This window comes from Maribacter huludaoensis, from assembly GCF_029350945.1.
Taxonomy (GTDB): Bacteria; Bacteroidota; Bacteroidia; order Flavobacteriales; family Flavobacteriaceae; genus Maribacter; species Maribacter huludaoensis.
Map to the genome: position 1 here is coordinate 271821 of NZ_JARKMS010000004.1, position 10024 is coordinate 281844.

The following is a 10024-nucleotide window of genomic DNA, read 5'->3' on the forward strand; positions in this document are numbered from 1 at the left end:
TTATTTTTAAATAGGGATGCAAAATTACGTTTTTTAAAGGCTATTAAAGATGAAGATCATTGTAATTATATGATTTTAAGTAGCTATCAATTATTACAATCTGAAAGATTACTGTGTAAACCACGACCAAACATTCATATTATTAGTAAATGGTGATTAATAACAGATTTTATATACGCATTAAATGAAAAAACAAATGCATTTGGCATCGCAATATTTAGCTGCTGCAGCAATCAGCTTTGTACCTAAAAAAGATGATGGCAGCCACACGAACTTAGGTTGGTCCATTGAAAAAAAACAACTGGAAACCCACCCCTTATCATTAAGCGGAGATATACTTGCTTTAAATTATAACACTTTTTCATTAGAATGGAATTCTTCAAAAAATGATGCTTCTTTTACGCTAGATGGTAAAACACATCAACAGGTGCTGGATTGGTTGGTTAAAACTTCAAAGACATTTTTAGATAAGGTATATACCTATGAATTTCATTATGACTTGCCGTATACAATAAATGCATCATATGCTTTCAAATTAAATGCATCAGAATTAAAAGAATTGGCATCTTTAAGAACCTTGGCACAATCTAGCTTGGTGGCTACACTAAAAGAAAAAGGTTTGGAATCTGATGTTCGCATATGGCCGCATCATTTTGATTCTGGAGCTTATGCTAGTTTAAATGTTGATATAGCAGTTGGTTTTGGATTGGCAATTCCTGATGCTTTGGTAAATGAGCACTACTTTTATATTAGCGGATATAAAGGGCATAATGGTTTAGATACTTCGAATTTTGATGCACTTTCTTTAGGCGAATGGAAAAACGATGGATTTAAAGGAGCAGTTTTACCAGCTACAAAAATTAATAAAGATCAGGCAGTTCAGTTTTTTACGGAAGCTATAAATACCTATAAATAATAGTATGAAGGTAACCAGTCTTTCCTTAGAGGCCTTTAAAGAAATGGATTATTGGGCGGTAGAGAAATACAATTTGTCCATTGAGTTGATGATGGAAAATGCCGGTTTGCAGTTGGCTAGATTAATTGCTAAAAAAGCAAATAAAAGTTCGGTAATAACCATTGGGGTAGGTAATGGCAACAATGGCGGCGGCGGTCTGGTAGCTGCTCGTAGACTTGCTGCCTGGGGTTATATTGTAAATTTAGATTTGGTTGTACCTATTAGCAAAGACCTACCAAAAGCTCAATTAGAAAGAGCATTGCTATTTGGGGCAAAAAAAGGTATACCGGAAACCACTGATATTTGGGTAGATGCCTATTTGGGGTTCTCTCAAAGATTACCGCTGTCTGATGCATTTGCCAAAAGTATTGCATTGGCCAACGCATCATCGGCATATAGAATATCATTGGACATTCCCGTTGGTATTTCCAGAGAAGGTAAATTATCAGGGTTTAAGGCGAACCAAGTAATGACCTTGGCAGCTCCTAAAACTATTTTGGAACAATTGCCAAAAGAGGTAGAAGTATATGTGGCCGATTTGGGAATTCCAAAATCGGTTTACGAGCATTTTAATATTAAGATGCCAAATTTTATGCAAAATCAGCTGATAGCTTTAAACCAGTTTATACTAGTCAACTAAGAACAATTTAAATGAGAGGTTAAGCTGCTAAGAAAAGAATTGATTGTTTGGCGGTTATCAATAATACTTGCTATATAGTATTAATTTAACGGTACAGCGTTTGTTTTAATTCTAAAACAACGCTCTTCTCCCAAATAAAGGGGATTACCGTGTTTCTCGGACCAAAATCCGTCTAGAACATCTTTGCTAAGGCATTGGTACACTACAACACCTTTGTAAATATTTTGGTCATCACCGGTATAGCTGAAGTTTATCACCAAAATATTGTTCTTAAAAAAACCTGTACCGGTCTGTTGTTGATTACTGCCAATGGTCCATACGGCCTGTATTCTATTGTTAAAATCTAACGATAAAACTAATTTACCGGTATAGTCATTTGATTTTTCATCTTGGTTGCAACCAATGATGTTATATTTTCCAACTAGATCTTCAATGTTCATATAAGCATTTAATGAAATCGAAATTATCCATAAAAAATAGAATAGATTCAATTTATTTTAAAAGATAGCATAAGACAGATTATTTAAAGTGTAAGATAAAATTTGTCTTTTTTAATAATGTTGCACAGCAAAAATGCTCAAAATTAAGTAGCATAAAATAAGTCTGAATTTTTAAAATTCTTACAAAAATAGCCAATGGGTCTAGAAGTGAGATTTAATTTTTTTGTTAGCGTATTGGTTAAAAGTATGCAAAAAAAACGAATTTGGCGGGTTGACTAAAGTTACGGTTTAGGTAAAAAATATAATGCTTAGGTTGATATGGTTTTAGCTATATAATTGAGGTGAAACTACTTATGGAATGCTGAATTTTAATAATAAATTTACATAGAGGTTCATAGCAATTTTTTACAAAAATTAGCTTATGAAAAATGGAGGAAAAATTAATTTAAAAAAGTTTTTACTGAAGTAATTCTTTAACCCTATTTCATTTCTATATTGAATTATTGTATTTTAAATAATTGATAATCAATAAATTATAAGTTTAAAATAAAATGTGTTTTTACACTTGTTATCATGGTAAAAATCAAATTGTTGATAACCCTGTTAAAAGCTTAAAGAGGTAAATGTAAAATTAAGGTGATTAATTTTCGAACTTTACACCTCGCTTATTACCCACAACATTAACTTTATATTAACATGAAAATCACAGAAGTCATAAAACGGGATTTTTCGACAAAACCCTTCCATTTACACAAGATAACAAATGCCATTTTAAAGGCTATGACAGCTGTTGAACATGGCGGACCCAGTGAAGCCGAAATTATTTCTAATAATGTTCATTCAGCACTTTTAGAAAGAAAGCAGGCAGATATCAGTTATATTCCTACAGTAGAAGAGGTTCAGGATTTTGTTGAGAATAAATTAATGGAAGGTGGTTTCTTTGATGTAGCTAAAGCTTACATTATTTATAGAAATGAGCAGGCACAAAGAAGAAAGTCCAACGTATTTGAAAAACGAGTAAATCTTAAACCTTATGAGTATCCGGCATTATATGAATATGTATCTGCAATAAGACATTCATATTGGATTCATACAGAGTTCAATTTTACTAGTGATATTCAAGATTTTAAAACCGGGTTGACGGATATTGAGCGAAACGCGATAAAAAATACCATGTTGGCAATTTCACAAATAGAAGTTGCGGTAAAGAGCTTCTGGGGAGATATCTATCATAAAATGCCTAAGCCGGAAATTGGTTCTGTAGGAGCAACGTTTGCAGAGAGTGAAGTAAGGCATCATGATGCTTATTCGCACTTGTTAGAGATATTAGGGTTGAACGAAGAGTTTAAAAACTTGAAGAAAAAGCCTGTAATAATGAAAAGGGTTCATTATTTAGAAACGGCTTTAAAGAATTCTAAGAGCGAGAATAACCAAGAATATGCAGAGTCTGTTTTATTGTTCTCCTTATTTATTGAGCATGTATCCTTATTCTCTCAGTTCTTGATAATTATGGCGTTCAATAAGCATAAGAATATGTTCAAAGGTATCTCTAATGTTGTTGAGGCTACTTCTAAAGAAGAGCAGATTCATGGTGATTTTGGTATTGATATCATCAATATTATTAAAGATGAAAATCCTACATGGTTCAATAAAGATTTCCACGCATCTGTTCAAGAAATGTGTAAAGAGGCATTTGCATCTGAAAGTGATGTTATCGATTGGATATTTGAAGCAGGTGAGATCGATTTCTTGCCTAAGAATTTAGTAAAGGAATTTATTAAAAAGAGATTTAACGATTCTATAGAAAGTATTGGAATCGAAAAAGTATTTGAGGTTGACGAAGAATTATTAGTGCAGACAGAATGGTTCGATGATGAAATTATTGGTACCAAGCATGGAGATTTTTTCGTAAAGCGCTCTATCAACTATAGCAAAAGAACACAAAGTATAACCAGTGACGACTTATTTTAAATGAACGATTCAAAAATTAACTTAGAGACTAGCATACAAGAAGAAGTAAAACTGAATGGTTCTAATGAACTGGTACAGGCTAGAAAAGAAGCACTTAAGAGCTTAAAAGAAGATAAAAAAGAAGGTTTTAAGTGGCTAAATGAAGATAGTCGTAACTTTTTAGCTTCTGGCTATTTAACACCGGGAGTTTCTGCTGAAACCCGTATCCGTGAAATTGCAGATAGAGCAGAGAAAATATTGGGTATGCCTGGTTTTTCAGATAAGTTCTATGGTTATATGAGTGAAGGTTTTTACTCATTGGCTTCTCCGGTATGGTCAAATTTTGGTAAAGAAAGAGGACTGCCAATTAGTTGTTTTGGTTCTAATATTGCCGACGATATGGGTAACATTCTATATACCCAATCTGAGGTAGGAATGATGTCTAAGTTAGGTGGTGGTACCTCCGGTTATTTTGGAAACATTAGACATAGGGGTGCAGAAGTTAAAAATAATGGTAAAGCATCTGGTGCGGTACATATTATGCAGCTTTTTGAATCTATGGTAGATGTCGTAAGTCAAGGTTCTGTGCGTCGTGGTCGTTTTTCCCCTTATTTGCCAGTAGAGCATGCAGACATTAAGGAATTCTTGGAAATTGGAACTGAAGGTAACCCTATTCAAGAATTGACTCATGGAGTAACCGTTACGAACGAGTGGATGCAGGAAATGGTAGATGGCGATAATGAGAAGCGTTCTATCTGGGCAAAAGTATTGCAGAGAAGAGGTGAAATGGGCTACCCATATATCTTCTTTAAGGATAATGCCAACAATGGTGCCGCAGATGTATACCAAGAAAAAGGACATAAGATTTATGCAAGTAACTTATGTACGGAGATTATGTTGCCATCTAGTGATGAATGGTCTTTTGTATGTGTACTGTCTTCTGTAAACGTTCTTCATTATGATAAATGGAAAGATACGGATGCCGTAGAAACTATGGTATACTTTTTAGATGCCGTAATTACGGAGTTCTGTGAGAAATTAGAGGTATACCGCGATTCGGAAAGTCGTGAGGATCGCCAAACGTTCTTGTTTATGGAACGAGCCTATAACTTTGCAAAAGATAACCGTGCATTAGGTTTAGGTGTATTAGGATGGCATTCGTTATTGCAGTCTAAAATGTTACCTTTCAATAGTCAAGAGGCGTACAATTTAAATAGTGAAATATTTAAGACAATTAAGGATAAATCATACAGTGCTTCAGAGGAGCTAGCCGTTAAATTTGGAGAACCGGCAGTATTAAAAGGTTACGGTAGAAGAAATGCTACGTTGAATGCAATTGCGCCGACTACATCTTCTGCGTTTATCCTAGGGCAGGTATCTCAGGGTATTGAGCCAATATGGTCTAATACCTATGTAAAAGATATCGCTAAGGTGAAAACGACCATTAGAAATCCGTTCTTAGTTGAGTTGTTAGAGGAAAAAGGAATGAATACCACGGCAGTATGGCATAGTATCCGTGATTTTGATGGATCTGTACAGCATTTAGATTTCCTTTCAGATTTGGAGAAAGATGTATTCAAAACATATTCTGAAATTGATCAGATGGATATTATCTATCAGGCAGCTAACAGACAAAATCACATTGATCAAGGTCAATCTGTTAATATCATTGTTCACCCAGATATGCCGGTTAAAGAAATCAACAAGATTCACGTAACTGCATGGAAATTAGGTTTAAAATCATTGTACTACCAACATAGTATGAACGCGGCACAAAAGTTCAAGCAAAAGAAAGATTGTGCTAGTTGTGAAGCGTAAAGCCCTTCTAGTTTACAAATAAAATTACTTAAAATGGTGTATTGGCAAAAGCAAATAGCTTTTCTAATACACCATTTTATATGTATAAATAATTCTTAGTTGAAATGGGTTTGATTATTCCCTATTCTCAAAATCCCAAAAGTTGTTAAAAGGAACATTTTTTTGTAAGAATTATAAAAGTTGGCTTAACTCTGATATTTTTTTATTGGATTGAACATCTACAATTTAGAGGATAATCAATTATGATGTTGTCACAACTTAATATAATTATCGTGTTTTCTCTTTAAAAAAACCAATACTTGCTAACTATTGAATTTAAAGGGGTTATCGATAAAATGCACTTATATCATTTATAAGGTATACAATAATTGAAGTTTTACATACACTTATCTCTAATCTGACAACATTTTATCTTTCCTCAAAAGTTCATGATATTATCTTTAAGCAATAACATAATTTTTGTAGTCCAATGTACACTTTGTAAAAGGCTATATCTAAAATTTCCCTGCTATGAAATTGTTTTATTTTCAATTAAGATCACTTACTTGTTTCTCGATCAAAAAAAGCTTTTGGCTCAATGATTTGTATAATTTCAACCGGTAACTTCAAGCATAGTTTACTTAAAAATTACGCCACCGGCTAAAAAACTGCCTACGCTAAATAAAGGTTGTTTTAAAATATAAAATATCAAAAGATCAAAAGAATTATAAACGTCTTTTGCTCCTTCAAAAAAAATCTATGAATAATCAGACTTCAATAATTAAGAACTGTATAGCATTTCTTTTTTTATTATTTATAACTTCCGCGTCTTATGCTCAGCTAAGTGATTTGCACTACTTACCTCCGTTAACACAGACGGGCAATCACATGCGTGATCAGGCAATATATATATCTACACCAGAAATAAACCCATTTAGTGTAGAGGTATACGTAGGTACTTCGTTGACACCATTGACAACCGCAATGGTTTCTAATGCAAGCCCGTTTGTATATACATTTGCTGATAATAACAATGGTATTACCATGCTGCCAGATGCCAGTGTTGGTATTAAACAGTCAACAGCAGGTTTAAGAATTGTTGCTCCTAATGGTGAAAAATTTTATGTCAATTATAGAGGTCGTAATAATGCCCAGGGGGCATCTTTGACATCTAAAGGTAGAATAGGATTGGGAACTCATTTCAAATGGGGTGGTGTTCCTTTTTTGCATAACAGAAGTATTTATAATGCAGTTTTAGGTATTATGGCTACTGAAGATGATACTGATATTATTATTTCTGATTATGATCCAGACTGTAAATTTAGACTAGGTAACAGTTCTACAGGGTTTGTCGATAATCCAGACAATACAATCACTATAACTTTAAACAAGGGCGAAAGTTTTGTATTGGAAAATGTAGGAAATAATCAAAATACCTCGGGAGATACGGATGCAAACCGTTATGGTTGGTTAGGAGCAGATATATCTTCAGATAAAGATATTGCCATTAGTAATGGTAATATTTTAGTTGGTGTAGTTCCTGGTTCAAACTTACAAGATGCTGGTATAGATCAACCTGTGCCAATAGATGTTATTGGTAGAGAATATGTTTTCGTAAGAGGCGGTGGCGGTAATAATTTAGAGTTTCCTATTATAATTGGTACAGTCAATGGAACGGATATATTTGTTAATGGCTCCACTACTAAAATAGCGACAATTAATGACGGTGAATTTTTTGTTATTCCGGGTTCTAATTATACCGGATCATCCGCTGGTAGTAACTTAACGGTAACTACATCTAACAATGTATATGCGTATCAATCTTTAGCAGGTAATACAAGTGCAGCAACCAATGGTATGAATTTTATAGCCCCTGTGAATTGTTTATTGCCAAATTCATTAAGTAATATAGCAAGTATACAAGATTTAGTAAGTTCCACTATTAATGGAGGAATAACCATCTTGGCCTCTACTACGACTTTAGATGAAAATATAATCGTGACAGATGGTAACGGTACGGTTACATTACCAGCTGCTCAAATGGCAACAGGACTACCTTGGAAAAGTTTTTACCTGCCAAACCTAACAGGAAACGTTTCTGTAGAGTCTACAGGGCCAATTGCCGTAGGTGTTGTAGGTTTAAGCGGTGCATTGGGCCTAGGTGGATATTTTTCTGGCTTTGATACGGTTCCCGTAGTGGATTATACGATATCAGGAGGTGGATGTTTGGGTGGTGAAATAGCACTGTTAAATGTTTTTGATACCTACCAATGGTATAAGGATAATGTTTTGATTCCTGGGGCAAATTCATCAACGATTACCCCTACGGAAATTGGTGATTATTTTGTGAAAGTTTCGGCAGGTGGTTGTTTTTATGATTCCAATGTAATTAATATGTATTACTGCAATCCTGATATTGCGGTTGTCAAAATAGCTGATAAGGATGTTTATACGGAAGATGAATCTATAACATTTACGATAACGGTTGAAAGTTTGGGTATAAATGATGTTACAAATGTTGTTATAAACGATGTTTTGCCAGCAGGGTTGTCCCTAACTAGTGCAACGCCATCTTCAGGATCATGGACTGCTCCAAACTGGAATATTGGAACCATGACCAAAGGAGAACAACAAACGTTGACCATAGTGGCTACTCCGGATGTTATTGAGGCCACAACAAAAGAAATTAGGGTAACGAACACAGTTTCTAATTCTCAAGATCAAGTAGACTCTAATGAAACATTGGATGACCTTGAGGAAACGATAATTATTGAAAATAGTGATGATGACGGAGACGGGGATCCAGATATAACTGATCCCGCACCTAATGATCCTTGCGTGTATAGTTCCAACCAAAATACCTTAAATGTAGATCCAATTTGGAATGCCATTGATTGTGACGGTGATGGAGAAACAAATGGAACAGAGGTTTCAAATGGTACAGATCCATCAGACCCTTGTTCCGTTACCAACGAAACTGTTCCTTTGAATACTGCTGAAAATTATGCTGTTTGGGCAGCTGCGGATTGTGATAATGATGGAAATATAAATGATACTGATCCAAATCCTTTTGCTCCAACTGCTACAGATGATTATACTAATGCAGATGTAGGGGTAGCAAAAGTATTCAATATTTTAAATAACGATGATTTTTTAGTTGGTAGCACTATTACAGATTTAGGTACTGGTACCGCAGCGGGTATTATAGCTATTAATCAAGCAACTGGTGAAATTACATATACAGCTTTAGTAAGTGAAAATCCTAGTACGGTAACCATAGATTATCGCGTATGTAACGGTAGCATATGTGATACGGCTACATACTTCATTACTATTCCTGCATGTGCGGATGCAGATGGTGACAATGTTTGTGATGTTGCGGAAGATGCATCTACTATAAACGATCCATGTGCTCCTCAAAGTGATACCTATTGGCAACCTCAAGGTACCAATGATTGTGATGGTGACGGCTTAACAAATGATGAAGAAGCAACGGCAGGTACTGACCCCTATAATGCAGATAGTGACGGAGATGGTATAGATGACGGTACAGAAGTAAATACGGATAATACAGATCCCACGAACGATTGTGAGTCTATTGGTGGCACTCCTTTAAGTACAAGTGATTGTGATAATGATGGACTTACGGAAGCGGAAGAAACAACGGCTGGTACAGACCCAACAAATCCGGATTCTGATGGAGATGGTGTATTGGATGGTACGGAAATAACAGTAGATGGGACCGATCCTTTAAACTTATGTAGTTATGATGTTGCTAGCGCAACGGTAACTCCTTCTGCAGCTTGGAATACGGCAGATTGTGATGGTGATGGAATCGATAACCAAACTGAAGCTGCCAATAATACGGATTCCCTTGATCCATGTGATCCGGTGCAGGCTGCAGGATATACAGGTTATGATGCTAGTAATGCCATATGGGCGGCAGCGGATTGTGACGGGGACGGGGTAACGAACGGGACTGAAGCTACCAATGGTACAGATCCTTATAATACGGATACCGATGGTGATGGTGTACCGGATAATACTGATAGTGATGCTCTTGACCCATGTGATCCGGTCCAGGCTGCAGGATATACAGGTTATGATGCTGGCAATGCCATATGGGCGGCAGCGGATTGTGACGGAGACGGGGTGACCAACGGAACTGAAGTAACCAATGGTACCGACCCATATAGTGGTGATACCGATGGTGACGGTGTTCCTGATAATTCAGATTCTGCG

6 protein-coding genes are annotated in these 10024 nt (G+C 35.5%); 5 read left to right on the forward strand and 1 reads right to left on the reverse strand.

The annotated features are described in order from the left end of the window. The first annotated feature begins 184 nt into the window (after nt 1-184). Nucleotides 185-916, forward strand: a complete 732-nt coding sequence (locus PXC01_RS13455; RefSeq protein WP_276472805.1) for a hypothetical protein — start codon at nt 185-187, stop codon at nt 914-916. Between the two features lie 4 nt (nt 917-920). After that, the gene (locus PXC01_RS13460) at nt 921-1595 is read left to right on the forward strand and encodes an NAD(P)H-hydrate epimerase (RefSeq protein ID WP_276472806.1); all 675 of its coding nucleotides are present in this window, start codon (nt 921-923) and stop codon (nt 1593-1595) included. An 80-nt stretch (nt 1596-1675) separates the two neighbouring features. Here PXC01_RS13460 and PXC01_RS13465 read toward each other — a convergent pair whose 3' ends face one another. Beyond that, a complete protein-coding gene (locus tag PXC01_RS13465; RefSeq protein ID WP_276472807.1) occupies nt 1676-2035 on the reverse strand; it encodes a hypothetical protein in 360 nt (119 codons plus the stop codon). 696 nt (nt 2036-2731) lie between these two features. Here PXC01_RS13465 and PXC01_RS13470 point away from each other — a divergent pair. From PXC01_RS13470 to PXC01_RS13480, 3 genes are all read left to right on the forward strand, one after another. After that, nucleotides 2732-4006, forward strand: a complete 1275-nt coding sequence (locus tag PXC01_RS13470) for a ribonucleotide-diphosphate reductase subunit beta (RefSeq protein ID WP_276472808.1) — start codon at nt 2732-2734, stop codon at nt 4004-4006. Beyond that, entirely contained in the window at nt 4007-5803 is a 1797-nt protein-coding gene (locus tag PXC01_RS13475) for a ribonucleoside-diphosphate reductase subunit alpha (protein WP_276472809.1), read from the forward strand. It abuts the gene before it with no gap. A 738-nt stretch (nt 5804-6541) separates the two neighbouring features. Beyond that, on the forward strand, nt 6542-10024 hold a 3483-nt coding region (locus PXC01_RS13480; RefSeq protein WP_276472810.1), incomplete at its 3' end, for a hypothetical protein.

Coding starts and splice junctions, on each gene's coding strand:
- PXC01_RS13455 (WP_276472805.1), top strand. CDS start 185: ATGAAAAAACAAATGCATTTGGCATCGCAATATTTAGCTGCTGCAGCA.
- PXC01_RS13460 (WP_276472806.1), top strand. CDS start 921: ATGAAGGTAACCAGTCTTTCCTTAGAGGCCTTTAAAGAAATGGATTAT.
- PXC01_RS13465 (WP_276472807.1), bottom strand. CDS start 2,035: ATGAACATTGAAGATCTAGTTGGAAAATATAACATCATTGGTTGCAAC.
- PXC01_RS13470 (WP_276472808.1), top strand. CDS start 2,732: ATGAAAATCACAGAAGTCATAAAACGGGATTTTTCGACAAAACCCTTC.
- PXC01_RS13475 (WP_276472809.1), top strand. CDS start 4,007: ATGAACGATTCAAAAATTAACTTAGAGACTAGCATACAAGAAGAAGTA.